This window comes from Amphritea sp. 1_MG-2023 (assembly GCF_030547545.1).
Taxonomy (GTDB): domain Bacteria; phylum Pseudomonadota; class Gammaproteobacteria; order Pseudomonadales; family Balneatricaceae; genus Amphritea.
The window spans coordinates 215,619-241,586 of sequence record NZ_JAUOQE010000001.1; the positions used below are offsets into that span (position 1 = coordinate 215,619).

The window sequence follows — 25,968 nt, forward strand, 5'->3', positions numbered from 1 at the left end:
TCTATGACGTATGACGTAAGCGGTGGCCCATCCCGCACGATTGGTTTTCTACTGTTAAATAACTTCACCATGATCTCTCTCGCCTCGGCGGTTGAAGCCTTGCGGATGGCCAATCAGCTCAGTGGAGAAGAGCTATATCACTGGTACACCATCAGTGTGGATGGGCAGCCGGTGAGTGCGAGTGATGGCATCACCATTACCCCGGATGTCAGTGTTGATAGCTGTCCGCCACTCGACACAGTCATTGTCGCGGGTGGGTTGAATATCCCCAATGTTTACAATCGTGTTCATATTAACTGGTTACAGAGTATGAGCCGCAAGGGCTGTAAACTCGGCGGGATATGTACGGGGGCTTATATGTTAGCTGATGCGGGATTACTGGATGGCTATGAATGCAGCACCCACTGGGAATACCTGGCGGCACTGCAAGAAGCGTTTCCACGCGTAAAGTGCTCTAATCGTCTGTTTTGTTTCGATCGTGGTCGTATGACCAGTACCGGCGGCACGGTGCCACTGGATATGATGCTGAATCTGATTAAGCTTGAGCATGGCTATCAGCTAGCGGCGGCGATTTCTGAGATGTTTATCTGTGATCGTGTACGGGATGAAACGGATCAACAGAAAGTGCCGCTACGGCATGTGCTGGGCACGACTCAACCCAAATTGCTGGAAATAGTGGCCTTGATGGAGGCCAATATAGAAGAAGTGATCGAAATGGATGAACTCGCTCGTTACGTTGACCTTTCTCGACGACAGATGGAACGACTGTTTCAGAAGTATCTCGAATGTTCCCCATCGCGTTATTATCTCCGCCTAAGGTTATTGCGAGCACGGCAGCTACTGAAGCAAACATCCATGTCGATTATTGATATTGCCGATGCCTGCGGTTTTGTCTCTAGTCCACACTTTAGTAAGTGTTACCGTGAACAGATGGGTGTTCCTCCGCGTAGTGAGCGCACGGTAACTATCCCCGACATCGACGCGCAAGGGGTGAATGAATACCGCTCAGTTATTGTGCCTCCCGTCAGTGAGTTAATCTATCGGAAGACTTTTTCAGAGGCTAAAACAGAAGCCACCTTTGGTTCGATTGAATTGAAGGGCAAAAAGAAGCCTGATTCATAACGGCCTATGACTCCAAGCAGGGGCGGGCTGTATATGAGTTTAGCGCGAAGCGAATGAACATCCGTTTTTTCTGTGCTTTTTCCGAAGCTTTTCTAGCAAGTTGCGTAGTGAGGTTCGAACCACGGGCAAGCGGCGAAGCCGCGATCGGACCACTGTATTTCTTTGTCAGCTTATGACGGTTTACGGCCGTGATATCCCGCCTGTCATGAGGGCTTAGCAACACCGCAAGATAGGGTGTGAGGGTGGTTCATTCTCATAGGGCAGACTCCGTTTTCTAGTGTTTTTGCGTTATGTCTCGGTATTCATGCGTTTCTACTCGTCGCTTTTAGTAGTGTGTAAGTCGTTTCCAGCCCCTTTTCATTTTTCGTGAAAAACTACACTGATCCTAATGATGAAAAGCCACCAAGGCTTTTTTGCTTGAGGGCCTGAGCTTGAATTGCCGAGGCCATAACTCTGATTCATAAGGATATCGACAATGAATGCAGCTGATCTACACAATGATGCCATCGTTATCGACGGTTTGATCTGTGCTAAGTGGGAGCGCGCCCTGTTTGAAGATATGGCAAAAGGCGGCCTGACGGCGGCAAACTGTACCGTGGCGTTTTGGGAAAACTTTGAAGGCACGGTGCGCAATATCGTTGAGATGAACAACCTGATCGAAGCGAGCAGCGATCTGCTGATCAAGGTACGTACTACTGAGGATATCAAACGCGCCAAGCGGGAAGGTAAAACCGGCGTGATGATGGGCTTTCAGAATGCCAACCCGTTTCAAGATCAGCTCGGCTATGTGAAAGCGTTTAAAGATCTGGGCGTGGGCATTGTGCAGATGTGTTACAACACTCAGAACCTAGTCGGCACCGGTTGTTATGAACGTGATGGTGGTTTATCTGGTTTTGGTCGTGAGATTGTGGCTGAGATGAATAAGCATGGCCTGCTGTGCGATCTCTCTCACGTTGGCCCGAATACCGCGAAAGAGGTAATCGATGAATCCCAACAGCGGGTTTGTTATTCCCACTGTTTACCGTCTGGCTTGAAAGAGCATCCGCGTAACCGTAGTGATGAAGAACTGAAGTATATTGCCGATAAAGGCGGTTTTGTCGGCGTCACCATGTTCACGCCTTTCTTGAAGGCTGGGGTTAACGCCACTATCGATGATTACGTCGAAGCGATTCAGTACGTTTACAACATTGTCGGTGAAGATGCGATTGGTATCGGCACCGACTTCACTCAAGGCCACGGCCACGATTTCTTTGAATACCTCACTCACGATAAAGGTTATGCCCGTCGTTTGACGCGTTTTGGCGAGATCGTCAATCCAAAAGGTATCCGTACGGTGGGTGAGTTCCCCAACTTAACCGAAGCGCTGTTACGTCATGGTTTCTCTGAAACTCAGGTGCGCAAAATTATGGGTGAGAACTGGGTCACCTTGTTAAAGGATGTTTGGGGCGAATAACAAGATAAAGCATGGCTCAGCCTGCCATAGCGGCTGAGATAAATCGAATTGATAGAGAATTTTGAGGTAGAGAATCATGAGTGGACACGCACCCGAAATGCCAATAGTTGTTGATGATGAAACCGGTGTATGGACCACCGACGCACTGCCGATGCTGTATGTGCCGCGTCATTTTTTTGTGAATAATCATATGGGTATCGAAGAAGAGATCGGAGCCGAACGTTATGCCGATATTCTCTATAAAGCGGGTTATAAATCAGCTTATTACTGGTGTGAAAAAGAGGCCGAAGAGCATGGTCTCGAAGGTGCGGCAATCTGGCATCATTACTTGAAGCGTTTGTCTCAGCGTGGTTGGGGTTTCTTTATCACCGAAGCGCTGGATGTCGAGGCGGGTACGGCCACCGTTCGCTTAGAAAACTCTTGCTTCGTTTATCAGTATGGACAGGTGAATCGGAAGGTCGATTATATGTTTACCGGTTGGTTTGCGGGTGCGCTGGATCAGGTGGCTGAGAGCTTAGGTTATACGGTTCGTACGCAGTCTGAACAAACTCAGTGCGCTGCTGAAGAAGGTTGTGATGTCGGCTATTTCGAAGTTAAACCGTTGTAAATAACGATGGTTTGACTGCTCGATTCGGTGTCTGAGTGTGACCTGAGTTGAGCAGCGTTAACGACACTTTTCATATCAATAAATATGCTTTGCATAAGCGATCGATGAGCCCTCTCATGGCAAATTGATCCTTCCAAATTAATGGTAATCGGGGTGAGATATCATGTCCCAGTTTGATGTTCTGTTTGAGCCTTTAAAGATTAACAATTTGACGATTCGTAACCGTATTGTCAGTACGGCTCATGCCGAGGTATATGCGACCGACGGCGGTATGACGACGGATCGCTACGTTAAATACTATGAGGAAAAAGCCAAAGGTGGCTGTGGTCTCTGTATTTGTGGTGGTTCGAGTGTGGTATCAATCGACAGTCCGCAAAGCTGGTGGAGTTCGGTCAATTTGTCGACCGATCGTATTATCCCGCATTTCCAAAATCTAGCCGATGCGGTGCATAAGCATGGCGGCAAGATTATGATTCAGATAAGCCATATGGGGCGTCGATCTCGCTGGGATGGTGAAAACTGGCCAAACCTGATGTCGCCTTCGGGTATTCGCGAGCCGGTGCATCGCGCTACCTGTAAAGTGATCGAAGAGGAAGAGATTTGGCGCGTCATTGGTGATTTCGCGCAGGCGGCTCGGCGTGCCAAAGAGGGTGGCCTCGATGGGGTTGAACTGTCTGCGGTGCATCAGCATCTGATCGATCAGTTCTGGTCACCTCGGGTGAACAAGCGAACCGATCAGTGGGGCGGCAGCTTTGAAAATCGTATGCGTTTCGGTATGGAAGTGCTGAAAGCGGTGCGGGCGGAAGTCGGTCGTGATTTTGTTGTCGGGATGCGTATTACCGGTGATGAGTTCCATCCTGATGGCTTAAACCATGACGATATGAAAGAGATTGCCGCGTATTACAACGCCACGGGCGAGTTGGATTTCTTTGGTGTGGTCGGCTCGGGTTGTGATACCCACAATACGCTGGCTAACGTGATCCCGAATATGAGTTACCCACCGGAGCCGTTTTTACATTTGGCTGCGGGTATTAAAGAAGTCGTTGATGTGCCGGTGATTCATGCACAGAACATCAAAGACCCGAATCAAGCGAAACGGATTGTCGAAGCCGGTTATGTGGATTTTGTCGGTATGACCCGCGCTCATATCGCCGATCCGCACATTATCGCTAAGATCAAAAATGATCAAGTCGATCAGATTCGTCAGTGTGTCGGTGCTAACTACTGTATCGACCGTCAGTATCAAGGCTTAGATGTACTCTGTATTCAGAATACCGCGACTTCGCGTGAATATATGGGCTTGCCACATATTATTGAAAAAACTACCGGGCCGATTCGTAAGGTGGTCGTGGTGGGCGGTGGCCCTGGTGGATTAGAAGCCGCGCGTGTGGCTGCCGAGCGGGGTCATGAGGTGATTTTGCTGGAAAAAGCAGCAGAATTGGGCGGTCAAATAACGCTGGCGGCGAAAGCTCCACAGCGCGATCAAATTGCCGGTATTACGCGCTGGTTGGGTATGGAACTTGAACGACTGGGGGTTGATGTTCGTCTGGGTACGGCTGCGGATAAAGCGCTTATTGATGAGCTTAAACCCGATGTTTGTGTATTGGCGACGGGCGGCATTCCGTTTATCGAACAGAACCCTGAATGGGGCGCTGCAGAAGGCTTAGTGGTCTCGAGCTGGGATATTCTCAGCGGCAAGGTTGAAGCGGGTAAAAATGTACTGATCTATGACACGATTTGTGAGTTCTCGGGCTTATCGGCGGCGGATTATCTATCGGCTAAAGGTTCGTTGGTCGAGATTGTCACCGATGATATTAAGCCGGGTGTCGGTATTGGCGGCACGACCTTCCCGACCTATTACCGTTCTTTGTATGAGAAAGAGGTGATTATGACCTCTGACTTCTTGCTGGAAAAAGTCTATCGCGAAGGGGATAACCTAGTCGCGGTGTTGGAGAACGAATACACCGGACAGCGTGAGGAACGGGTGGTGGATCAGGTGGTGGTTGAAAACGGTACGCGTCCGAATGAAGCACTGTATTACGATCTGAAAGAGATGTCTTGCAACAACGGGCAGATCAATAATGAGGCGCTGTTTGATATTAAACCACAGCCAGTATTGAGTGCAGCGGGCGACGGTATGATTCTGTGGCGTTTAGGCGACTGTGTGTCGCAACGTAACGTGCATGCGGCGATGTATGATGCCTTGAGATTGTGCAAGGACTTATAATACGATTACGCCGATGGGCGATGTTAAAACGCGTCGGGTGATGCTGATATAGCGCTGCTATGCTTCGCCTCCCCGTCGGGTTTTGTCTACCCTTGTCGGCGTTCATGACGCTTCTTCTACGTTAGTATTCACTGTTTTTACCGCTGGTTTAGCGGTTGAGTACTGAGTCTCAGATACCTGTATTTTTATGAGGGTACCCAATGATTTTTGAGTGGTTAAATCCTTTATTGATTGCAACAGCGCTGCTGCTGGCTGTGATTGGTGCGGTGCGTCGGGTCAAATTGTGGCGTGCGGGTCAGCCGGATCAGGTTGATTTGATCGCAGGCTTGATGGCCATGCCGGGACGTTACCTGCACGATCTGCATGATATTGTCGAACGTGACAAATACATGTCTAAAACCCATGCGGCCACCGGCGGTGGTTTTGTTCTGTCGGCATTATTGATCATGCTGGTGCATCTGCTGGGTATCGATAGTCAGCTATTAGCCTGGGCATTGTTGGCCTCGCTGACGTTGATGTTTGTCGGTGCGCTGTTTGTCTTTAAGCGTCGCTTGAATCCACCGAGTCGGCTTTCCAAAGGCCCCTGGATGCGGTTACCGAAAAGCTTGTTAGCGTTCGCTGGCGGCTTCTTTGTATTGACACTGCCCGCGGCAGGTATGCTGTCTGATGGCTTTATGGCACAGGCAGGCGGGGCTTTGTTAACGCTACTGTTAACGGCGCTGATTATTTGGGGCATGGGCGAGCTGTTTTTTGGTATGACCTGGGGCGGCCCGATGAAACACGCCTTCGCAGGGGCGTTGCATTTGGCGTTTCATCGGCGCTCAGAACGTTTTGGCGGTGGCCGTTCGACTGGATTGAAACCGGTTGATCTAACCTTGGCCACTGAGGTCGGTGTCTTGGGCGTGGCTAAACCAACCGACTTTAAATGGAATCAGTTGCTTGGCTTTGATGCCTGTGTGCAGTGCGGTAAGTGTGAGGCGGTGTGTCCTGCATTTGCTGCCGGTCAGCCATTGAATCCGAAAAAGCTTATACAGGATATGGTGGTCGGTTTAGCGGGTGGCAGTGATGCCAAGTATGCCGGTAGTCCTTATCCTGGGAAAACGGTCGGTGAGGCTCAAGGCGGACCGAATCAGATCATCACTGACGGTTTGTTAGCACCCGAAACACTTTGGTCTTGCACTACCTGTCGGGCCTGTGTGGAAGAGTGCCCGATGATGATCGAGCATGTCGATGCGATTGTTGATATGCGCCGTTTTCTGACGATGGAGAAGGGCAGCACACCTAACAAGGGTGCTGAAGTGCTGGATAACATTATTGCGACGGATAACCCCAACGGTTATGCCCCAGCCAGCCGCACGCATTGGGCGGCGGATCAAAACTTGCCGTTGATGAAAGAGGTTGGTGAAGCTGAGGTGTTGTTTTGGGTGTCTGATGGTGCCTTTGATATGCGCAGTCAGCGTATTCTGCGAGCCTTTGTTAAGCTGCTCAAAGCGGCGAAGGTTGATTTTGCGGTACTCGGTGATGAAGAACTCGATAGTGGCGATGTAGCGCGTCGTTTAGGGGATGATGCCACTTTCCAAAACTTGGCGAAGCGTAACCTAGCGGTATTGTCTCAGTATAAGTTCAGTACCATTGTCACCACCGATCCGCACGCCTTTCACTGCTTACGCAATGAATATAACGATTTCGGTTCGGATGCATTAGAGGGGGTTGAGGTATTGCATCATACGACTTTCCTGAATTCACTGATGCAACAGGGGCGTTTACAGTTAGATCCCTTTGTCGGCGGCAAAGTTACCTATCATGATCCGTGTTACTTAGGCCGTTATAACGGTGAATATGAAGCCCCCCGTGAACTGCTACGCTCGATGGGTATTGAGATCGCCGAGATGGAACGTTCGGGTTACCGCTCGCGCTGCTGTGGCGGCGGTGGTGGTGCACCGATTACCGATATTCCCGGTGAGCGGCGGATAGCTGATATGCGGATGGACGATGCTAACGAGACCGGCGCTGAGCTGATTGCGGTCGGCTGTCAACAGTGTACTGCGATGTTGGAAGGGGTGGTGGAGCCGCGTCCGCAGGTGAAAGATATTGCTGAAATTTTAGTGGATCAGTTGGTTGATTCAAGCGCACACGTTTTAGCTCAGGAGGTGCACTGATGTCCTCACATGATGCCTTAGATATTCTGCGGCGTGATCCACGGGCCGAATGGATCGCGCGTAACCGCTTGCATCCGTTACATGGCGCGGTTGTCGATAATGATATGGCCGAGCAGCGTGGCCCGAGTGGTTTGTTGCGAAAAAATCCGCATCGCATCGGTTTTATTGGGCCGAACGGTATTAAACGTATCGATCGACTCAAAGGTAATGCTGCCGCCTCGGTTAAGGGACGTCGTAGCGGCGCTGCTCAAGCGGTGCAGCTGCCGTTACATCGCGTCGAAAATCCCGATTTTTATATCGCGGTGGTAGCGGATATGGTGGGCGGACGACTCACCAGTCATGATAAAGATGTGCTCGGTCAGGCTCATAAATTAGTCGCTGCCATGGCGGGCGAAGGGGCGGTCTTAACCGTCTGTTTTGGGGCCTCGAAAGAGGCGCATTTTGATACTGCCGGTGTGGATCGATTGTTGTTACTCGATGATGAAATCTATGATGATTATTGCCCCGAGCAGCAGTTGGCGGCGTTGCAGCAAGTTGAAGCTGAGTATCAGCCGCAGTATTGGTTATTTCCGGATAGCGTCAATGGTGGTACTGATTTGGGTTCCCGTTTGGCGGCGCGATTGCATCAACGGCCTGCGGTGCAAGCTTGGCAGGTAGATCATCAAACCACGGTTTGTCGTGGTGCCGGCGGCACCGTGGATATTACTCGCGAAACGCCGCGGGTGTTGATGTTAGCCGAGGAGTGCGCCGATCAGATCGATGCTAGCCGTCATGAAGCGTTGTCCGTGACATTGACAGCGCTGCCAACGGTGATTGCGCAGTTACAGAATCAAGGTCCGGTGGCCGTTGATCCTAATGCGGTAGCACTCGCGGAGGCTGAATTTATTCTTTCTGCCGGAAATGGCATCCATGATTGGGAGCAATTTCATACCGCAGCGGCGGTGTTGGGGGCCACGGAAGGGGCGAGTCGAGTGGCGGTGGATGATGGCTTTATGCCACGTTTCCGTCAGGTCGGGGCGACCGGTACTTGGGTCACCGCGCGGGTGTATCTGGCGGTGGGTATCTCCGGCGCGATTCAGCATATGCAGGGGATTGGGCAGTGCGATAAGGTGATAGCGATTAATACCGATGCCGGCTGCGATATGGTTAAACGGGCTTCACTCAGCGCTATTGGTGATAGTGAAGCGATTCTGGGTGAGCTGATCAAGCGAGTGCAAGCTTACCGAGCACAGTTATCCGTTGCGGGAGATCAGGATGCAGCCTAATTCATCACAATCACATAATCTTAATATTGCTACGCTGGTGTCGGTGGGTAAACATCCGCAATCAGGTCGGGTGCGACGCGCCGATCAGGATAGCCGAGCGGTTGAACTGGGCCTGAGACTAACGGCTGATAACCCTGCTGGGCTGACGGTCCTGCATGCGGGAGATCCCGCCGAGCCTAGCTTGAGAAGCTATGCGGGTATGGGCTTAGCGGCGATTAAAGTGCTACAGCTCGATCCCGCAGCGGATGCTGTGGCGCCTTTAGGTGAACAGTTACAGCAGTGCGGCGCTGATATCGTCTTAACGGGGGTGCGCGCCGAAAGTGGCGAAGGATCGGGTATGTTGCCTTATCAATTGGCGGAAAAACTCGGTTGGCCTATTGTGCCTCGGGTCGCCGATATTGTTGCGGTGCAAGAGGGCGTTGCCGAGGTATTGCAGGCGTTACCCCGAGGTCAGCGTCGCGCGATCAAGGTACGTCTACCTTTCATTGCCAGCATCGATACGGCAGCACCAGCGGCACGTCAAAGCGCTTTTGGCCCGGCTCAGCGTGCCGAGATGCGGGTGAGTGTGATCCCTGCGGAAACGGATACGGTGCGTCAATCGTGGGATGAAGCGGTGGCTAAAAAGCGCCCTAAACGACTCAAAGTGATAAAAGCGAAAACCGCAGCAGAACGTTTCAAGGCGGCGACCGCTAAGTCGCAGTCTGAAGGGGGACGCATTATGAAGCAGGAAGCAGTAGACGAGCAGGCTCAGGCGATTCTAGATCTGTTAATTGAAGAGGGCGTTTTACGCTGATACGGTGAGTCTGTCGTAATTGAAGTAAAAAGCGCCGCTAAAAGAATAGCTTAGCGACTCGTTGTTGCATAAGATTAAGCCGCTTGGTTACCAACTGTTGAAAGTTAACAGTCTGATCTTAAACCCAAAAATTTACCAGACATCGTTCTGGTTGATGACTTAACCACTTTGAAGATTCACGGCTTCAAAGTGGTTTTTTTTTTTGGTTTTTCATGATTATTACCCCCATTATACGTTAGTATGGCGCGCTGTCGAAAACAGGCATTTTGTCGTTTTTTCTGTCGTAATGAGTCAGTTGTCAATCGGCCAATACTCGTAATATCGATGCAACCTGCTGACCGCTTTTCAGTGGAAGAGAGTGATGCTCTTCCGGCACTGAAGTTTAGACAGGTATTGTTTGCGTGAGGTTGCTGAGCATGAAACCAGTTGGCTCTGACGGTTTATTGGTAATTTGCGCCCTGTTCGACAGTTATTTAAAAGAGAATCTGGAGTAATTCTATGAACCAAAAAGTTCAAAGCAGCTCAAAATCAGCGGAATACACCTCTGATTATAAAGCTGGGCAGGATAACGTCCAGGTGTTGGGAATGGATATCCACAACCCGGTATTTAGCACGAGTGCGTTGGCCATTATTGTTTTCATTGTGCTGACCCTCGCATTTCCTGCTGCAGCCAAAGAGATGCTAGAAGGCGCACGCACTTGGGCTACAGGCACTTTCGACTGGTTATTTATGATCGGTGGTAACGTGTTTGTGTTGTTCTGTTTGCTAATGATTGTGTTACCCGTAGGTCGTATTCGCTTGGGTGGTGCTGATGCTAAGCCTGAATTTAATCGCATGTCATGGTTTTCCATGCTGTTTGCGGCGGGTATGGGTATCGGCTTAATGTTTTGGAGTGTTGCCGAGCCGGTAGCTTACTATACCGACTGGTGGGGCACGCCATTAAATGCGGCGCCGAATACTCCTGAAGGGGCTGCCGCGGCGATGGGCGCTACGCTGTTCCATTGGGGCTTACACCCTTGGGCGATCTACGGTGTGGTGGCATTGGCACTGGCCTTCTTTACTTATAACAAAGGTTTGCCACTGACTATTCGTTCAGCGTTCTATCCAATACTGGGTGAGCGTGTTTGGGGCCCTATTGGCCATGTTATCGATATTGTTGCAGTGCTGGCGACGATCTTTGGTCTGGCAACCTCATTAGGCTTAGGGGCTTCACAGGCGGCTGCGGGTCTTCACTTTCTGTTTGATGTTGATAATGATATTACGACACAAATTATTATCATTGCTGCCGTTTCAGGGATTGCCATTCTCTCGGTTATTCGTGGTTTAGAAGGCGGCGTGAAAGTATTGAGTAATATCAATATGAGCATCGCTGGAATTCTGTTGCTGTTTGTCATCGTGACAGGCTCTTTAACAGGCTTCTTTAGCAATCTAACGTTGACGGTGAGTAACTATGTCACCGATGTTATCCCGCTGAGTAACTGGGTTGGCCGTGAAGATGAGAAGTTCTATAACGGTTGGACCGTGTTCTACTGGGCATGGTGGGTCTCTTGGTCTCCATTTGTGGGGATGTTTATCGCGCGGGTTTCACGAGGCCGTACGGTACGTGAATTTATGACCGCCGTGTTACTGATTCCTACGCTGGTATCGGCTATCTGGATGGCGGCGTTTGGTGCCCTAGCCCTAGAGCAGGTACAGAGTGGTACCGGTGCACTGGCTAATGGCTTAAGCGATGTATCATTGGCGATGTTCCAGATGCTGGAAAACTTGCCGTTTACGGCGATTACCTCGGCGTTAGCGATTATTCTGGTATTGGTGTTCTTTATCACCTCATCGGATTCGGGCTCCTTGGTGATCGATTCGATTACGGCAGGCGGTAAAGTTGATGCGCCGGTTCCACAGCGTATTTTCTGGGCGGTGTTACAGGGCTTGATTGCGGCCGTGTTGCTCTACGGTGGGGGTGCTGAAGCGCTCAAAGCGTTGCAAGCCGGCGCCGTGACGACTGGGTTACCGTTCACCGCGATTCTGCTGCTGATGTGTTTCAGTATTTATAAAGGCTTGAAAACCGAGCTATAAGACGGTTTTTGTTAGCCTGTTTTAACCTTTTAAAAAGCTGGTATTTCGCCAGCTTTTTTTCGTTTAAATCACGTGCTATAAAGCCTTTTCAAATTGAGTTTTACGGGAGATTTCCTATGATGATTACCGAATTAATCGATCAGGACGATTATCGAGACTGGTTGATTCAGGCAGGCATTCCCCTACCGACAGAGATAGATTCACCGGCCGAATGTAGCGCCGCCGCATTACGCTGGCTTGAGACTCAGGATGACGGGATACGCGCTGAATTCAAGGCAGCGGTTACAGCGTTTAATACGAAGCGTTCGATCATGTTGCCGGTGGTGCAAGCGGCCTTATGCTTACTTGAAAATGCTTAGGACTGTCTCAGCGTATTCGGTTAACGCGGGTAAAAATGGAGAAACATACTCACGGAGTCATCAACAGTTTTTTGACACTGCTGCGCCTCGGGTAATGGCTGATTCATCAGTCGTAGAGGCCAGAAGCTGACGCTCTTGATCAACCCCATAAACTGCTCTGAAGCATAGTGGGGGGACGGCCTCTTTTGAGCGATTATCTTTAATCGCCGCGCTAATCCAACCTTCAAATCCCTGTTCCTGTTGTTGCAACGGCTGTAGCGCATCTTGCACCAAGGTTGGCGAGTGGATGCATTCAGAAAAAATAACTCGAATAAGATTAATCATATGCGGGTCACTAAACAGTTTAATTTTAGCATTCCGCAATGATGATGCCGGTGTATAACGGCACATTTGATTTGGCTAGGCATGCTTGGTATGAACCGTTGGCGCGTCTGAGTGAATTAGCTTGGGGTGCGTCAATATCCTTTGCTGTGCCGAAAATAGGGGAGCGCATGGTCGTTGGTGAAGCGCGCTTTTTCGAGCATTGATGAGATCGATGATGGAAACCCAACAAGCTAAAGAGTCGCTGCATTATTGACAGTCTGATTGAGGAGAATTGAGCATCGCAGAGGTAATTTTGGTGGCTGGCATTCAAGTCGTCATGAGGCGTTAATGCCAATCACAGTGACGCATACTTGAGGCCATTAGAGCGTACAGTGGCCGCCTGCTTTAACACTCAAAGCGTAAACATCATCAGCCGGTCAGCCTTGCCGGTTTACTGATATGACATCGTTTAAGGTTGCTTTTCTATTTCACGTTGCAATGCTTCAATTTCGTCCAATACACGCATGAACTTAGCACCAAAGTCAGTTACTTTATACTCAACTCTAGGGGGAACTTCATGGTAAGAAATACGCTCTAAAATGCCGAATTCTGTATTTTTACGTAGGCACTGATTGAGTACTTTGGTGGTTAACCCCTCAACACTGCGTACCATTTCACCGGGCCGGTTAACGCCGTTAGCCAAGAGTTGATAGACCGTCAGCGACCATTTGCAACCATAGATGGTCTCAACCATCTGCGCACTTTTCGTCGGTGCCATTTTTCTGGATGTTTTTTTCTCTATCGTTTTCATAAAGATGTACTAAAAAGTACCTACCTTACCTAAATGTTCTTACTTATTAACGGCTTAATTATACGCTAAATTCTCTCTCAAAGTTGACATGGGTAGGAGATAGACGATGAACAATTCAAGTATTGCGTTAATTGTAGGTGGAACCAGTGGCATCGGTTTAGCCGCCGCTAAACAGTTGATCGCTCAAGGTGTTAGCACCATCATTTTAGGGCGGCATAGCGATAAATTGGCAACAGCCAAAGCCGAACTCGATGCCATCGCTCGTGACGGCGCGATGACCGAAACCTTAACGGCTAATCTGTATGAGCCGCAGGATATGGATCGCGTTATTGAGGCGCTCAACAACGAAACACGTCAGATCAAATACTTTGTCAATGCAGCGGGTTATTTTAATCCTAAACCATTCTTAGCACACTCCTTTAGTGACTATGATGCTTATGCTGTTTTGAACCGTGCAACGTTTTTCGTCAGTCAAGCCGTCGCCCAAAATATGATCAAGCATGGTGGTGGCTCAATGGTCCATATTGGCTCAATGTGGGCTAAGCAAGCGATTAAAGCCACACCGTCATCGGCTTACTCAATGGCCAAAGCGGGTTTACATGCTTTAACTCAGCATATGGCCATGGAATTAGCGGAATACGGCATTCGAGTCAATGCGGTGTCGCCCGCCGTGGTAAAAACCCCGATTTATGAAAACTTCATTGATCCTGCTGACATTGATGACGCGCTGGCTGGATTCGATGCGTTTCATCCTATCGGTCGTATCGGCACTGCGGAAGATATTGCTAACAGTATCACCTTCCTACTACAAGATAATGCAAGTTGGGTGACCGGTGCTATCTGGGATGTCGATGGCGGCGTTATCGCCGGTAGAAATTAAACTGTTGAATCTGATTAGGAATTGAATATGACGACCTTCATCAATGCCGACTTTGAACAGCGGGTGGTGATTCGGCCCGCTGACTATCATTGGGTTGAATCGCCGATGGCGGGTGTCGAACGGATGATGCTCGATCGCATCGGTGATGAAGTTGGACGTGCCACTTCAATTGTTCGCTATGCACCCTTTAGTGAGTTTTCGCCTCATACTCATGCGGGCGGCGAGGAATTTTTGGTGCTGCAGGTGTTTTTTCCGATGAGCACCGAGATTATCGAGAAGGTTGTTATGTGCGTAATCCTGCGGGCTCGTCACATATACCTAGAATAGGTAAAGAAGGCGCGACTATTTTTGTTAAATTACAGCAATTTAGCCAAGGCGATACTTATCAGAAAGTGATCGACACAACAACGCAGGTTTGGCATCAAGGGCTGGTGGAGGGGTTAACGGTCATGCCATTACATGAGTTTCAAGGTGAACATATCGCTTTAGTAAAATGGCAGCCGCATACGCGCTTTAATCGCCACCGGCATTGTGGCGGGGAGGAGATATTCGTATTAGCGGGCACGTTCCATGACGAACATGGCTGTAATCCTCAAGGGACCTAGTTGAGAAGTCCACATTTGAGTCAACATACGCTGTTTACCAAGGAAGATGGGGCGTTGATTTATGTGAAAACAGGACATTTCTGTATAGCTCAAAGGAGCCATTCAACGGAGTGACTCAACGGCGTTACGCCATTGACGCTAAAAACCGCACAGCGATGTTTAACGCTGTGCGGTTCTTTGCGACTCAACAAGTCTGTATTCAGGTTAATCGTCGATGCCCCTAACGGTTTTCGATTGGGTGACTTAACCTTTTTTTAGATTGTTCTGCACGGTGTCGCTGTACCATTCCATGAAGTTGACGATACCAAACTCATAGGTTTCGGAGTAAGGGCCGGGTTGATAGCCGACAGAGTTAATCCCGCGCTGGTTTTCTTCACCTAAAATACGATCTTGCTCGTTGGTAGCATCCCAAACCTGACGCAGACGTGCTGGATCATAGTCGATCCCTTCAACAGCATCTTTGTGGACAAACCATTTGGTCGTCACAATCGATTCTTGAGCCGAGACCGGCAGCACACGGAAGACGATAAAGTGATCGGACTGCATATGGTTCCATGAGTTCGGCAGGTGCAAGATTCGCATCGAGCCAAGCTGTGGATTTTTGATGCGGCCGAGGAGTTTCTGACAGGCGGCTTCACCATCGAGGGTCATTACCTGAGTGCCTTTTTTCAACGGCATACGCACAATACGGTTGCGCAGGCCAGGGCCAAAGCTGCGGTGTTCATGAGGGATTCCCTCAGCATCCCATTGCTCGGCTTGCTGTTTACAATGATCGATAAACTCTTGTGAGGCCCGTGGATCGTTGGTGTCATCCCATTCAAGCAGGGTATTGAGCAGTTCCGGATGGCTACCAGCGCAGTGATAACACTCACGGTTATTTTCCAATACCAGCTTCCAGTTAGCCTGCTCATACATGGTAGATTCCACCGCGAGTTTGGTGTTTTCCACATCATAAGGGGCCATGTACTCTTCAAGTGTGGTTAAAAACTCATCGAAGTCGCCTTCGGGTTCATTCTTACCTAAGCAAACGAAGATGAAGCCGCCAGCGGTTTTACAGAACGCTTTTTTCAGGCCGTGTTCTTTATTATCAAAGTTCTCATTCATTTCGGTGCCGGCGAACAGCAGATTACCTTTTAGATCATAGGTCCACTGATGGTAAGGGCATACGAGATTCGCGACTTTACCGCGGTGTTCGGTGCAGATACGCGAACCACGATGACGGCAGGTATTGTGGAAGGCATTGATACTGCCGTCAGCATCGCGGACAACTAATACCGGGTTTTGAGCAATTTCAACCGTAAAGTAATCGCCACGGGCGGGGATCTCGCTGGTCATGCCAACAAACAGCCACTCTTTCTGAAACACCTCTTCCACATCGATACGGAACATCAACGGATCGTTATACAGGGGTTGTGCTAGCGAGTAGTTTGCGGGGCGTGCTTCAAGCAGATTCGCCATCTCCTGGCGCGCTTCATGAATCGTGGCGCAGGTCGTATTGAGTAGGTCATTTGGGTTCATCAGTTGGGTCTTCCTTCAAAGCACGGTGTGCCGCTTAAATAGGGGATCAGGATTCACCCTGATCGGAATAGTGATATTGCATGGGTTTATCTTCTACCGAGGTGTGTTTTTGAGGTTGACTGTTAGCGACAGCATTCAGTACCTTTTTCGACCTATTATCGGTGCTGTTGTGCCGCTAGCGTTCCGCTTAGCACGGATCTGGTCGCAATAAGCAAATAAATGTCGTTAATGGTTAATAGCGCAAGGCGGTGTCGGCAGACAATGCAATATATGAGTATGAATTGATGGATCACGGCGTTTGTTCTGACCTGTAATGGCATGTTGGGGCGGGCCGCTGAGCTAGATAACTGAACCGATGCATTCCCGCGCACTGATGAGAGATACACCATGACTAACACCATTCCTGCTACCGTTGGTTCCGAGAGTTTTATTCCGGTTAATACCCAAACTTGGGTTAATGGTCGACACAATGTTCGTTGTGTCAAAGTGATTCAAGAAACCTGGGATGTGCGTACCTTCTGCTTTATGTCAGAACAGCCGGTAATGTACTTCTTTAAACCAGGTCAGTTTGTCACCCTTGAATTAGAGATTAATGCTGAGATGGTGATGCGTTCCTATACCATTTCCAGTTCACCGTCGGTGCCTTATAGCTTCTCGATCACCGTTAAGCGAGATCCTAACGGTTTAGTTTCTAGCTGGTTACATGACAACATGAAAGAGGGGGATGAACTGGCGGTGCATGGGCCTGTTGGGTTGTTCAACTGTATCGACTATCCCGCTAAAAAAGTGCTGCTACTGTCCGGAGGCGTGGGTATCACGCCGATGATGTCGATGGCGCGTTGGTGGTTTGATACTAATGCGGATGTGGATGTTGCCTTTGTGCATAGTGCCCGTACACCTCAGGATGTTATCTATCCGCGAGAGCTAGACCATATGTCGTCTCGGGTGGGAAATTTTGGTCTGCACCTTATTTGTGAAAAAATTGAAAGTGGTCAGGCGTGGCACGGTTATCGGGGTTATCTCGATCAGACTAAACTGGATATCATTGCGCCTGATTTCATGGAACGTGAAGTCTTCTGCTGTGGTCCCACCCCTTATATGAAGGCGGTTAAAGCACTGTTAGAGAATAGTGGCTTTGATATGAGTCATTATCATGAAGAGTCATTTGGTGCGACGCCGGTTGGAGTGGAAGAAGACGCGATAGAGAATGCTGAAATCGCTCAAGAAGAGGCGGATTTGCTGACGCAGGAGGATATGCTGCGGGTTGAGTTTGCCGATAAGGGTAAGAGTATTCAGGTCGCTCCCGGTGAAACCCTGCACACGGCGGCGGCTAAGCTGGATCTATTGATTCCTAAAGCGTGCGGTATGGGTATTTGTGGCACCTGTAAAGTGATGGTGAAAGAGGGTGAAACCAGTATGGAACATAACGGCGGTATTACAGATGATGATGTTGCGGCGGGCTATGTGCTGTCCTGTTGCAGTGTGCCGCTAACCGATGTGGTGATTGAATACTGAGTCGAGTGATTCCTTGCCCTCAAGCTAGCAGGGTACCGCGCTGTCGAGCGCGGTATCGCTGCCACCCTCTATAAGCCTCCTAGGCTCGATGTGCGCCTCTTTTGTCATTAATGATAACTCTCCTGTCGTGTGCCGTTTAGCCTGCGCCGGCGGATGATAACGTTGCTGCTTCAAGACAGTACCTCAAGACAGTACCGGCAAGCTAGTCTAACCTGAACTCAATGATCGCAATTTTAGGTGTCTGTATACCTGAATGCATAGCTTTGGTTAAGTTAACGGGTGTTTATAGTGTTGAATTAAACCGATGTAAGGCTATTCAGCGAGTAGTAGGCTTTACATCATCCGTTTTATCAAAGTGGCTATCATGATTGTGCATCAGCCGCTAAGCTTGCAGAGGTGAGCCGTCTATTGATATTAGGAGCGTTTATGAGACATGAAGAGTTACCTGACAATACAGCCGATGTACAATTAAACCTCCTGCATCGTTTGATTCGTGTTGCGATAAGGGTGCTGGCCCTATTGATGGTATTGGTCATCTACTGGAGTATCGCAGATGTTATCTATGTGCTTTATCTTAAACTCTCGACGCCCCCTTATTTTCTCTTAGATGTGGAAGATATCCTGCAGACATTTGGCGCTTTCATGATTGTATTGATAGCCGTTGAAATCTTTATCAATATTCGCTTATATCTTGGTTCGAATACAATTCCGGTGGAGTTAGTGGTGGCCACCGCACTCATGGCGGTGGCACGGAAAGTAATTGTATTAGATCTTAAACTCGTCTCGGCAGAACAGATCTACGGCCTTGCCTTGGTCACCATCGCTTTGGGGGTGACTTACTGGTTAGTCAAACAAAAAGCGGATTCTCGAACGAAGATATTCAAATCTGATACGCATAGCTGATAGAGTGGCTTAAGCGTCAGATGACCATGTGTTAACCATTAAGCCGTGCAGGGCTGCGACAATCTCGACTGAGGTTATCGCTTTCGCCCTGTTCACGGTATCCCTTATGATCGTTCTCTCAGGTTTAAACGGAAGCATCGATGCAGGCAGAGCAAGTTGAAATTGCAGGTTTTTTGAAACAGTATCCCCCCTTTGATGAACTACCCGATACCGAGGTCGATCAGGTCGCCTGTCAGGTAGAGATCAGTTATTACCGGGCTGGCAGTGATATTTTTCAGTTTGGCGATGAGATTCATGATCTGGCGGTAATCCGCAGTGGCGCCGTCGAAATCTATCGCCGTAACGGGGCGCTGTATAATCGACTCAGCGAGGGCGAAATCTTTGGTCAGTTAAGCCTCTTAATGAGTCAGCGAGTGAGATTGCCGGCTCGAGCGATAGAAGATACCTTGCTCTACTTTATTCCCGAATCTGTCTTTATGTCACTGTGCGAGCGTTATGATTCATTTGCCTACTTTGTCGAGGTGGATGACAACATGCTGCATCAAGCGGTGGTGAATAAGCAGGAAAAAAGTGATCTGATGGTGTCTAAGGTGACGGCGTTGATCTCTCGTTTACCGGTGATGGCTGATACCTCTGCGACGATACGTGAGGTGGCGCAAAAGATGACGGCAGCAGGGGTTTCTTCATTACTGATTATGGATTGTCCTCGTGATGGGCTTAATGAAGCCGCGACAATGGAGACCGATCAGTGTGCTGAGATGACATTGGCAGGCATTATTACCGATCGTGATTTACGCACGCGGGTCGTGGCGCCAGGGCTGGATCTGGAGGCTTCGGTGACCGATGTGATGACGGTTGATCCTATCACTCTCGATGTCGACGCCTATGCTTTTGAAGCGATGTTGACCATGTTGCGTTATAACCTCCATCACTTGCCGATACTGGAAGATGATCGGCCTGTGGGCGTATTGGCGACCTCCGATATTATTCGTTATGAATCGCAAAGCAGCTTGTATATGGTGAGCACGATTTTGCGTCAAACCAGTGTTACTGAGCTGGCACAGCTACAGCCGCAGATTAACGCTTGTTTTGTCCGCATGGTGGGTGAAGGGGCGAATTCGCATATGATCGGCAGTGCCATGTCGGTGATTGGTCGTACCTTTAAGCAGCGTTTGCTAGAGCTGGGCGAAGCTACCTTGGGGCCTGCACCTTTGCCCTATTGTTTTTTGGCGTTGGGTTCAATGGCGCGTGATGAACAGTTAGTGGTGACCGATCAGGATAATGCGCTGATTTTAGATAATCGTTATCTGCCCGCGTTACATGGCGAGTATTTTCAACAGTTGGCAGCCTTTGTCAGTGATGGGCTCGATCGGTGTGGTTACACTTATTGCACGGGTAACATTATGGCCACCAACCCTGAATGGCGTAAAACGCGGCAGGAGTGGCAGCAAACCTTTGCCGATTGGATTGATAACCCCAATCCTGAAGCATTACTCAACTGTTCGATCTTTTTTGATCTCGATGGCGTGTGGGGAAAACTCGATTGGGCTGCCCAATTGAATAGCTTTATCGCCTTAAAAGCGCGGCATTCTCCCCGCTTTTTGGCCAGCTTAGCGCGTAACGCCTTGAATCGGACGCCGCCATTGGGATTTTTTAAAGACTTTGTTATGGAGCAAGATGGTCAGCATGGCAGCTCTATTAATCTGAAACGTCGAGGCACTGCGCCGTTAACCGATCTGATCCGCGTCCATAGTTTAGCCGTTGGCGCAAAGGTGCAAAACTCCTTCGAGCGCTTGGATGATGTCGCCGACGCGGGCATTTTACCGCCGGGTATCGCCACGGATCTACGTGATGCATTGGAGTTTATTTCGATGGTCAGAATCCGTCATCAAGCGGCCGATGTTGAGGCCGGCAGAACGCCCTCGAATAATATTAAACCTGAAATGCTAACGGACTTTGATCGCCGTAATCTGAAAGAAGCGTTTAAAGTGTTGAGTAATAGTCAGCGCTTTCTTAAATTCCGTTACCCGATGGCGGGACGCTAGATGGTTAATAAACAAGCGATTGACTGGGCCGCACAGTTTCATGAAAGGGCGTTAAAAGCGACTGATGAGCGCTTACAGCGATTTTATCAACGGGGTGTGGTCGCTGCCGATACGCCGTTAGCTGAGGTACCGCTGGTGGCGCTAGACTTTGAAACCACCGGACTCGATCCCGCCCATGATGAGATTATCAGCATTGGCTTAGTGCCCTTTGATTGGCAGCGTATACGCCTCAGCGAAAGTCGCTATTGGTTACTCAAACCCAATCGAGGCTTGACAGAAACCTCGGTGCCTTTTCATGGTATTACCCATTCACAGTTAGATGATGCGCCGGATCTGATGCACATTTTAGAGGCCGTATTAGAAGCGATTGCGGGTAAAATCGTGGTGGTGCATTACCGTAATATCGAGCGGGAATTTCTCCATAGCGCGGTTAAAAAGCGCTTGGGGGAGGGGATTCGTTTTCCTATGATCGATACCATGGCGCTTGAAGCGATGCTTTATCGATATGGGCTGCTGAGCTTACTGAAACGGTTGATCGGTTGGCGACGAGAATCGATTCGCTTAGGCGATAGTCGTCAGCGTTATCATCTACCTCATTATGGTCAACATCATGCACTGACCGATGCGATTGCTACGGCGGAATTGCTTCAGGCACAAATTCGCCATCGTTACAGTGCTACAACACCGCTCAGTGAACTGTGGGTTTAGCCGAGTCTAGGTAAGTCTAGGTAAGTCTAGACAGTCTGATGCTTAACACCGCTATAGAGAGGGGCGTGCTATGGTTCACCACCGACGCTGATGGCCGGTGGTGAGTTCTCGGCTTGAATATTTGAATTTAAGCGGCAACACTGCCGTGTGGATCGATGACAAATTTCTTCGCCGCACCGCCATCGAAATCAGCATAACCTTCGGGGGCTTGATCTAGCGAAATCATCTGTACATTGACAGCCTTAGCGATATCGACCTTATCAAACAGAATCGCTTGCATTAGTGGGCGATGGTATTTCATCACCGGGCATTGACCGGTATGGAAGGAGTGCGATTTTGCCCAGCCTAAACCAAAGCGCATACTCAGCGCACCCTGTTTGGCGGCATCATCAATAGCTCCAGGATCTTCGGTGACATACAAGCCAGGGATACCGATAGCCCCGCCCGCGCGAGTCATCTGCATCGCAGAATTGAGTACGGTTGCTGGTGCTTCAGCGCCATGATTACAGCCACAGGCGTGAGCTTCAAAACCGACACAGTCAACAAAGGCATCCACCTCGCGCTCACCGAGAATCACTTCCAGCTTATCGGCCATCTCACCCTCTTGACGCAGATCGATGGTTTCACAGCCAAAGCTACGTGCCTGTTGTAAGCGCTCATCAATCATATCTCCCACAATCACGCAGGCCGCGCCTAATAGTTGTGCGGAAACGGCAGCGGCGAGGCCAACCGGTCCAGCACCGGCAATATAAACCGTCGAGCCTGGGCCCACGCCAGCGGTGATACAACCATGAAAACCCGTCGGAAATATATCGGATAGCAAGGTTAGATCGCGAATCTTTTCCATAGCTTGATCCGAGTCGGGGAACTTCAGTAGGTTAAAATCGGCGTAGGGCACCATCACATATTCCGTCTGACCGCCGACCCAACCTCCCATATCGACATAGCCGTAGGCAGCGCCTGGACGGGCGGGATTAACGTTGAGGCAGATACCCGTATTACCCTCTTTACAGTTACGGCAGCGACCACAGGCGATATTGAATGGCACGGAGACGATATCGCCAGGTTTAAGAAATTCGACATCGCTACCGCATTCGATAATTTGTCCGGTGATCTCATGACCTAGCACTAGGCCGGCTTCGGCAGTGGTACGACCACGCACCATATGTTGATCGGAACCACAGATATTGGTGGTTAGTACTCGCAGGATAACGCCGTGCTGACACTGACGTTTACCCATGGATAGTTCTGGAAAAGCGATCGCTTCAATCGCAACTTCGCCCGCACCTTTATAAACAACACCTCGGTTGGCATGATGGCTACACATGGTCACACTCCTATTATTTTTGTATTTTTATCACCCTTAAATGGGTGTCAATGCATGGTATTACGGCGCTGTGGCTTATGACTGCCTCGCACCGCGCAGGAGTTGATCAGACGCGACATTTTTGCCCGCCTTTTATTAGTGCAAGTGCGGTTAATAATGGCTGAAAAGGCCACCTCATGGGGCATTGCTCTGTCATGGCGTAAGCCGATTACTGGCGCGTCGTTTAGAGATAAGTAAAACCTGCAGAGAGTCGTTTTTAGATATTCTGCGGCTGAAAAAAATCAAATAATATGGATTCCATCAAGCGATCAGCGATACGGCTTAGGTCGAGATAATAAACTCAATAAGAACGATAAAATCGATCTGTGAATTGACCCTGTTGTTAGTTCATCGGTTGCCTTTTAATGTCCAAAAAAATAACAAATAACGTGAGTCATAAGCATCGGTGCGACGTTGCTTAACTCTTTGCATCTAGCATTAATGACGCGTTAACAGAGGGCACTGCCATGAATTCATCTACCGCTTTGGATCCTATTAAGGATTATCAAAAAGTCACTCGTGTGGGTTTTTTACTGCTCGATAACTTTACCATGATCGCTTTAGCTTCAGCGATTGAACCGCTGCGAATGGCTAATCAACTGTCTGGCTATGAACTCTATAGCTGGCATGTGGTTTCAGAAAACGGTACCGCCGTGAGCGCCAGTGATGGCTTAAGCTTTACCCCTGATTTTTCGATTACCGATATGCCAGAGTTAGACCTGCTGATTGTTTGTGGCGGAGTGGATATCACTCGTAGCTTTACGCAAAAGCAGGTGAGTTGGTTACAGTTGTTGGGGCGTCGCGGAGTGACCTTGGGTGGCATCTGTACCGGCGCCTACTTGCTCGCTCATGCTGGCTTATTGAATGGTTATGATTGCAGCACTCACTGGGAGTGTATGGCCTCGCTGCAAGAACATTACCCGAAGGTGAATTGTAATAATCGTCTGTTTAGCATCGATCGTAATCGCATGACCTCCTCTGGTGGTGTCTCACCGATGGATATGTTGCTGCATATGGTGTCGTTACAGCATGGCCCCAAACTCTCGATGGCTGTTTCGGATATGTTTATCTGTGATCGTATTCGCAGTGAGTTTGATCAGCAGCGCGTGCCTCTGCGTCAACTGCATAATGGTGGTGACAGTAAGCCCAAGTTGGTGGATGTGATTGAGTTGATGGAAAATAACCTAGAAGAGCCTATCGGCTTGGATGAACTCGCCGCCTTTGTCAGCGTGTCTCGTCGGCAACTCGAACGCATGTTTCTTAAATACCTTAACTGCTCACCGTCACGTTATTACCTCAAACTACGTCTCGACCGAGCGCGGCAATTATTAAAGCAATCGAGTATGCCCATTGTCGAGATATCCACCGCATGCGGTTTTGTTTCCACGCCACATTTCAGCCGTTGCTATCGTAAGCATATTGGTATCTCGCCCAGAGATGAACGAAAAGGGGGCGTGCCAAGCGTCACGCCGACCCATGAAGACGCTGAGCCGCTCAATGACACAGGCTTCTTTGCCAGCATGAAACGCTCGGTGGCGGTGCTTAACTCGGCGCAAACAGAGCCGAGTTTTGGCTCGGTGGCGATTTAAGCGGCACGACCTTGAGTACCTCGCGGCGATAGGGTTCGCCTTTTGCTGATATTGGGTTATCGGCACGGGGGCGTGCCTCGCTACAAAGGTAGTGCATTTGTGGGAGCCGTGCCCTCACGGCGATGTGTTTTATTTGTGGTTCAATCGCGACGAGTACCCAGAGGGCATGCTAGCGTCGCTCGCTACAAAGGTAGTGCATTTGTGGGAGGCGTGCTGGCATGCCCCTTGGGTATCTCGCGGCGATAGGGTTCACCTTTTGCCGATATTGGGTTATCGGCACGGGGGCGTGCCTCGCTACAAAGGTAGTGCATTTGTGGGAGGCGTGCTGGCATGCCTCTTGGGTATCTCGCGGCGAAAGGGTTTACCTTTTGCCGATATTGGGTTATCGGCACGGGGGCGTGCCTCGCTACAAAGATATTGCACACCGATGGCACCGCCGGTGCGGTTCATGCTTCACCGCACCCTTGTATCTCTACGGGGATTGATTTGGTTTTTGGTAGGAGCCGCCTTTGGCGGCGCTGAATGGTTGATACCCTGTGGCCGTGATTAATCTTTTAGCAGCGACACGGCTTTTTGAGCAATGGGCAGTAATTCGCTGCCGTCTTGTTGTAGATATGCCTTAATCTCAACTTTCATGGTGCGGGCCCAGAATTTGGTCATATGATTGGCGACCATTTCGGCTTCGGCTATTTCATCCCCGATATGGGTGTTGTTGGCGGCGATCTGATTGGCCATTCTGATTAGGCTGGTGAGTTGATGATTACCCATATTTATAATTCCTCTGAATCATCGAAAGATTGAGTTGTACCCGTCGTGATCGATTGGTGGTAGATAACGTGTCGGCCAGGCCGAGCAAAGCCTATTAAGTTGAGCCCTGCTTGTTGCGCCAGTTGTAGTGCTAAACCGGTGGGGGCAGAGACGGCGACGAGTGAGCTAATACCGCAGCTGGCCGCTTTATGCACCATTTCATAGCTGGCACGGCTCGAGACCAAGATAAAGCCTTGGCTGAGATCGGTAGCCGCGCGTTGTAACGCACCGACTAATTTGTCCAGTGCATTATGACGCCCGACATCCTCTCTTAAAAGTTGAATGTTGCCCTGTAGGTCGCACCAAGCGGCGCCATGACAGGCACCGGTAATGGTTTGTAGGGGTTGATTCGCTTGCAGTTGTTGTAGTGCGTGTTCCACTGCCGCCGGTGAAGCGGGGGGGAGGCAAGGCACCTGCTTGACGGGGCGGATCGCCTGTTGCAGTGATTCGGTGCCGCACAAACCACAGCCGGTACGGCCTGTTAAGTTGCGACGTCGCTGCTTCAGTTGCATTGAACGTTGAGTGGTGATCGATAACTGTATTTCGATACCGGCGGCTAAATTGTCAGCCTCAGCCCTGACTAATTCCAGCCCGTAAAGCTCGTCAGCGGTTTTGATAATCCCTTCACTGAGGCTAAAGCCCAGCGCAAAGTCGTCAAGATCGCAAGGGCTGGCCATCATCACGGCATGAGAGATACCGTTATAGACCATCGCTACCGGCACTTCGTCGGCAATTTGATCCAACGCCGTCAGCGTTTGATCGGCCTGCCAACGATTCACCGCCGCTTGTGTATAACAGTCTTCCAAAGACAGCGCTAGGCTGTCTTCAGAAGTCTCTGTTTTCGGTTGCTTCAACGCCAT

22 protein-coding genes and 1 pseudogene are annotated in these 25,968 nt (G+C 49.7%); 17 read left to right on the forward strand and 6 right to left on the reverse strand.

The window, feature by feature from the left end; translation table 11 throughout:
- The first annotated feature begins 3 nt into the window (after window positions 1-3).
- The 9 genes from Q4488_RS00900 to Q4488_RS00940 all read left to right on the forward strand — a co-directional run bounded on the left by Q4488_RS00900 (window position 4) and on the right by Q4488_RS00940 (window position 12,058).
- Entirely contained in the window at window positions 4-1,122 is a 1,119-nt protein-coding gene (locus tag Q4488_RS00900; protein ID WP_303578557.1) for a GlxA family transcriptional regulator, read from the forward strand.
- 475 nt (window positions 1,123-1,597) lie between these two features.
- On the forward strand, window positions 1,598-2,575 hold the full coding sequence (locus Q4488_RS00905; RefSeq protein WP_303578558.1) for a dipeptidase: 978 nt from the start codon (window positions 1,598-1,600) through the stop codon (window positions 2,573-2,575).
- A 76-nt stretch (window positions 2,576-2,651) separates the two neighbouring features.
- The gene (locus Q4488_RS00910) at window positions 2,652-3,182 is read left to right on the forward strand and encodes a 4-vinyl reductase (protein WP_303578559.1); all 531 of its coding nucleotides are present in this window, start codon (window positions 2,652-2,654) and stop codon (window positions 3,180-3,182) included.
- A gap of 163 nt (window positions 3,183-3,345) precedes the next feature.
- Entirely contained in the window at window positions 3,346-5,409 is a 2,064-nt protein-coding gene (dgcA, locus tag Q4488_RS00915) for a dimethylglycine demethylation protein DgcA (RefSeq protein ID WP_303578560.1), read from the forward strand.
- Between the two features lie 200 nt (window positions 5,410-5,609).
- Window positions 5,610-7,568, forward strand: coding sequence for a (Fe-S)-binding protein (locus Q4488_RS00920; RefSeq protein ID WP_303578561.1), 1,959 nt, complete (start codon window positions 5,610-5,612; stop codon window positions 7,566-7,568).
- Complete coding sequence (locus tag Q4488_RS00925) at window positions 7,568-8,833, forward strand: electron transfer flavoprotein subunit alpha/FixB family protein (RefSeq protein WP_303578562.1); 1,266 nt, start codon at window positions 7,568-7,570, stop codon at window positions 8,831-8,833. The genes Q4488_RS00920 and Q4488_RS00925 overlap by 1 nt, the downstream gene beginning before the upstream one ends.
- On the forward strand, window positions 8,823-9,626 hold the full coding sequence (locus tag Q4488_RS00930; RefSeq protein ID WP_303578563.1) for an electron transfer flavoprotein subunit beta: 804 nt from the start codon (window positions 8,823-8,825) through the stop codon (window positions 9,624-9,626). Before Q4488_RS00925 ends, Q4488_RS00930 begins: the two co-directional genes overlap by 11 nt.
- Window positions 9,627-10,124: 498 nt before the next feature.
- Window positions 10,125-11,699, forward strand: a complete 1,575-nt coding sequence (locus tag Q4488_RS00935; RefSeq protein WP_303578564.1) for a BCCT family transporter — start codon at window positions 10,125-10,127, stop codon at window positions 11,697-11,699.
- Window positions 11,700-11,815: 116 nt separating this feature from the next.
- On the forward strand, window positions 11,816-12,058 hold the full coding sequence (locus tag Q4488_RS00940; RefSeq protein WP_303578565.1) for a hypothetical protein: 243 nt from the start codon (window positions 11,816-11,818) through the stop codon (window positions 12,056-12,058).
- Between the two features lie 20 nt (window positions 12,059-12,078).
- On the opposite strand, the gene Q4488_RS00945 is transcribed toward Q4488_RS00940, so the two are convergent.
- On the reverse strand, window positions 12,079-12,321 hold the full coding sequence (locus Q4488_RS00945) for a TetR/AcrR family transcriptional regulator C-terminal domain-containing protein (protein WP_368411560.1): 243 nt from the start codon (window positions 12,319-12,321) through the stop codon (window positions 12,079-12,081).
- Window positions 12,322-12,420: 99 nt separating this feature from the next.
- Here Q4488_RS00945 and Q4488_RS00950 point away from each other — a divergent pair, with 99 nt between their 5' ends.
- Entirely contained in the window at window positions 12,421-12,585 is a 165-nt protein-coding gene (locus Q4488_RS00950) for a hypothetical protein (protein ID WP_303578567.1), read from the forward strand.
- Window positions 12,586-12,830: 245 nt separating this feature from the next.
- Here the strand turns inward: Q4488_RS00950 and Q4488_RS00955 are convergent, their stop codons facing one another.
- A complete protein-coding gene (locus tag Q4488_RS00955; RefSeq protein ID WP_303578568.1) occupies window positions 12,831-13,172 on the reverse strand; it encodes a helix-turn-helix domain-containing protein in 342 nt (113 codons plus the stop codon).
- Between the two features lie 106 nt (window positions 13,173-13,278).
- Between Q4488_RS00955 and Q4488_RS00960 the strand changes: the two genes are divergently transcribed.
- Together Q4488_RS00960 and Q4488_RS00965 are read left to right on the forward strand one after the other, a co-directional pair.
- On the forward strand, window positions 13,279-14,052 hold the full coding sequence (locus Q4488_RS00960; RefSeq protein WP_303578569.1) for an SDR family NAD(P)-dependent oxidoreductase: 774 nt from the start codon (window positions 13,279-13,281) through the stop codon (window positions 14,050-14,052).
- Window positions 14,053-14,079: 27 nt separating this feature from the next.
- Window positions 14,080-14,771: pseudogene (locus Q4488_RS00965) on the forward strand (cupin domain-containing protein).
- 129 nt (window positions 14,772-14,900) lie between these two features.
- Here the strand turns inward: Q4488_RS00965 and Q4488_RS00970 are convergent.
- On the reverse strand, window positions 14,901-16,175 hold the full coding sequence (locus Q4488_RS00970) for an aromatic ring-hydroxylating dioxygenase subunit alpha (protein WP_303578570.1): 1,275 nt from the start codon (window positions 16,173-16,175) through the stop codon (window positions 14,901-14,903).
- A 387-nt stretch (window positions 16,176-16,562) separates the two neighbouring features.
- Between Q4488_RS00970 and Q4488_RS00975 the strand changes: the two genes are divergently transcribed.
- The 4 genes from Q4488_RS00975 (at window position 16,563) to Q4488_RS00990 (ending at window position 21,346) form a co-directional block, all read left to right on the forward strand.
- On the forward strand, window positions 16,563-17,690 hold the full coding sequence (locus Q4488_RS00975; protein ID WP_303578571.1) for a hybrid-cluster NAD(P)-dependent oxidoreductase: 1,128 nt from the start codon (window positions 16,563-16,565) through the stop codon (window positions 17,688-17,690).
- A gap of 426 nt (window positions 17,691-18,116) precedes the next feature.
- Window positions 18,117-18,593, forward strand: a complete 477-nt coding sequence (locus Q4488_RS00980) for a phosphate-starvation-inducible PsiE family protein (RefSeq protein ID WP_303578572.1) — start codon at window positions 18,117-18,119, stop codon at window positions 18,591-18,593.
- A 140-nt stretch (window positions 18,594-18,733) separates the two neighbouring features.
- Window positions 18,734-20,638 (forward strand): DUF294 nucleotidyltransferase-like domain-containing protein, encoded by a 1,905-nt coding sequence (locus tag Q4488_RS00985; RefSeq protein WP_303578573.1) that lies wholly within the window; start codon window positions 18,734-18,736, stop codon window positions 20,636-20,638.
- A complete protein-coding gene (locus Q4488_RS00990) occupies window positions 20,639-21,346 on the forward strand; it encodes a 3'-5' exonuclease (RefSeq protein WP_303578574.1) in 708 nt (235 codons plus the stop codon).
- A gap of 127 nt (window positions 21,347-21,473) precedes the next feature.
- On the opposite strand, the gene fdhA is transcribed toward Q4488_RS00990, so the two are convergent.
- A complete protein-coding gene (gene fdhA / locus Q4488_RS00995; RefSeq protein ID WP_303578575.1) occupies window positions 21,474-22,673 on the reverse strand; it encodes a formaldehyde dehydrogenase, glutathione-independent in 1,200 nt (399 codons plus the stop codon).
- A gap of 506 nt (window positions 22,674-23,179) precedes the next feature.
- On the opposite strand from fdhA, the gene Q4488_RS01000 reads away from it, so the two are divergent.
- Complete coding sequence (locus tag Q4488_RS01000) at window positions 23,180-24,301, forward strand: GlxA family transcriptional regulator (protein WP_303578576.1); 1,122 nt, start codon at window positions 23,180-23,182, stop codon at window positions 24,299-24,301.
- A gap of 546 nt (window positions 24,302-24,847) precedes the next feature.
- On the opposite strand, the gene Q4488_RS01005 is transcribed toward Q4488_RS01000, so the two are convergent.
- Together Q4488_RS01005 and fdhD are read right to left on the reverse strand one after the other, a co-directional pair.
- Window positions 24,848-25,069 carry a formate dehydrogenase subunit delta gene (locus Q4488_RS01005; RefSeq protein WP_303578577.1) on the reverse strand — a complete coding sequence of 74 codons (222 nt, stop codon included), beginning with the start codon at window positions 25,067-25,069 and terminating at the stop codon, window positions 24,848-24,850.
- 2 nt (window positions 25,070-25,071) lie between these two features.
- Window positions 25,072-25,968, reverse strand: a complete 897-nt coding sequence (fdhD, locus tag Q4488_RS01010; protein ID WP_303578578.1) for a formate dehydrogenase accessory sulfurtransferase FdhD — start codon at window positions 25,966-25,968, stop codon at window positions 25,072-25,074.

Bases quoted from the DNA above. Each gene is read 5' to 3' on its own strand.
- Q4488_RS00935 (WP_303578564.1), top strand. From the start codon at position 10,125: ATGAACCAAAAAGTTCAAAGCAGCTCAAAATCAGCGGAATACACCTCT.
- Q4488_RS01005 (WP_303578577.1), bottom strand. From the start codon at position 25,069: ATGGGTAATCATCAACTCACCAGCCTAATCAGAATGGCCAATCAGATC.
- Q4488_RS00970 (WP_303578570.1), bottom strand. From the start codon at position 16,175: ATGAACCCAAATGACCTACTCAATACGACCTGCGCCACGATTCATGAA.
- Q4488_RS01000 (WP_303578576.1), top strand. From the start codon at position 23,180: ATGAATTCATCTACCGCTTTGGATCCTATTAAGGATTATCAAAAAGTC.
- Q4488_RS00960 (WP_303578569.1), top strand. From the start codon at position 13,279: ATGAACAATTCAAGTATTGCGTTAATTGTAGGTGGAACCAGTGGCATC.
- Q4488_RS00940 (WP_303578565.1), top strand. From the start codon at position 11,816: ATGATGATTACCGAATTAATCGATCAGGACGATTATCGAGACTGGTTG.
- Q4488_RS00910 (WP_303578559.1), top strand. From the start codon at position 2,652: ATGAGTGGACACGCACCCGAAATGCCAATAGTTGTTGATGATGAAACC.
- Q4488_RS00955 (WP_303578568.1), bottom strand. From the start codon at position 13,172: ATGAAAACGATAGAGAAAAAAACATCCAGAAAAATGGCACCGACGAAA.
- Q4488_RS00975 (WP_303578571.1), top strand. From the start codon at position 16,563: ATGACTAACACCATTCCTGCTACCGTTGGTTCCGAGAGTTTTATTCCG.
- Q4488_RS00950 (WP_303578567.1), top strand. From the start codon at position 12,421: ATGATGATGCCGGTGTATAACGGCACATTTGATTTGGCTAGGCATGCT.
- Q4488_RS00945 (WP_368411560.1), bottom strand. From the start codon at position 12,321: ATGCGCTACAGCCGTTGCAACAACAGGAACAGGGATTTGAAGGTTGGA.
- Q4488_RS00900 (WP_303578557.1), top strand. From the start codon at position 4: ATGACGTATGACGTAAGCGGTGGCCCATCCCGCACGATTGGTTTTCTA.
- fdhD (WP_303578578.1), bottom strand. From the start codon at position 25,968: ATGGCGTTGAAGCAACCGAAAACAGAGACTTCTGAAGACAGCCTAGCG.
- Q4488_RS00990 (WP_303578574.1), top strand. From the start codon at position 20,639: ATGGTTAATAAACAAGCGATTGACTGGGCCGCACAGTTTCATGAAAGG.
- Q4488_RS00920 (WP_303578561.1), top strand. From the start codon at position 5,610: ATGATTTTTGAGTGGTTAAATCCTTTATTGATTGCAACAGCGCTGCTG.
- Q4488_RS00985 (WP_303578573.1), top strand. From the start codon at position 18,734: ATGCAGGCAGAGCAAGTTGAAATTGCAGGTTTTTTGAAACAGTATCCC.
- fdhA (WP_303578575.1), bottom strand. From the start codon at position 22,673: ATGTGTAGCCATCATGCCAACCGAGGTGTTGTTTATAAAGGTGCGGGC.
- Q4488_RS00980 (WP_303578572.1), top strand. From the start codon at position 18,117: ATGAGACATGAAGAGTTACCTGACAATACAGCCGATGTACAATTAAAC.
- dgcA (WP_303578560.1), top strand. From the start codon at position 3,346: ATGTCCCAGTTTGATGTTCTGTTTGAGCCTTTAAAGATTAACAATTTG.
- Q4488_RS00905 (WP_303578558.1), top strand. From the start codon at position 1,598: ATGAATGCAGCTGATCTACACAATGATGCCATCGTTATCGACGGTTTG.
- Q4488_RS00930 (WP_303578563.1), top strand. From the start codon at position 8,823: ATGCAGCCTAATTCATCACAATCACATAATCTTAATATTGCTACGCTG.
- Q4488_RS00925 (WP_303578562.1), top strand. From the start codon at position 7,568: ATGTCCTCACATGATGCCTTAGATATTCTGCGGCGTGATCCACGGGCC.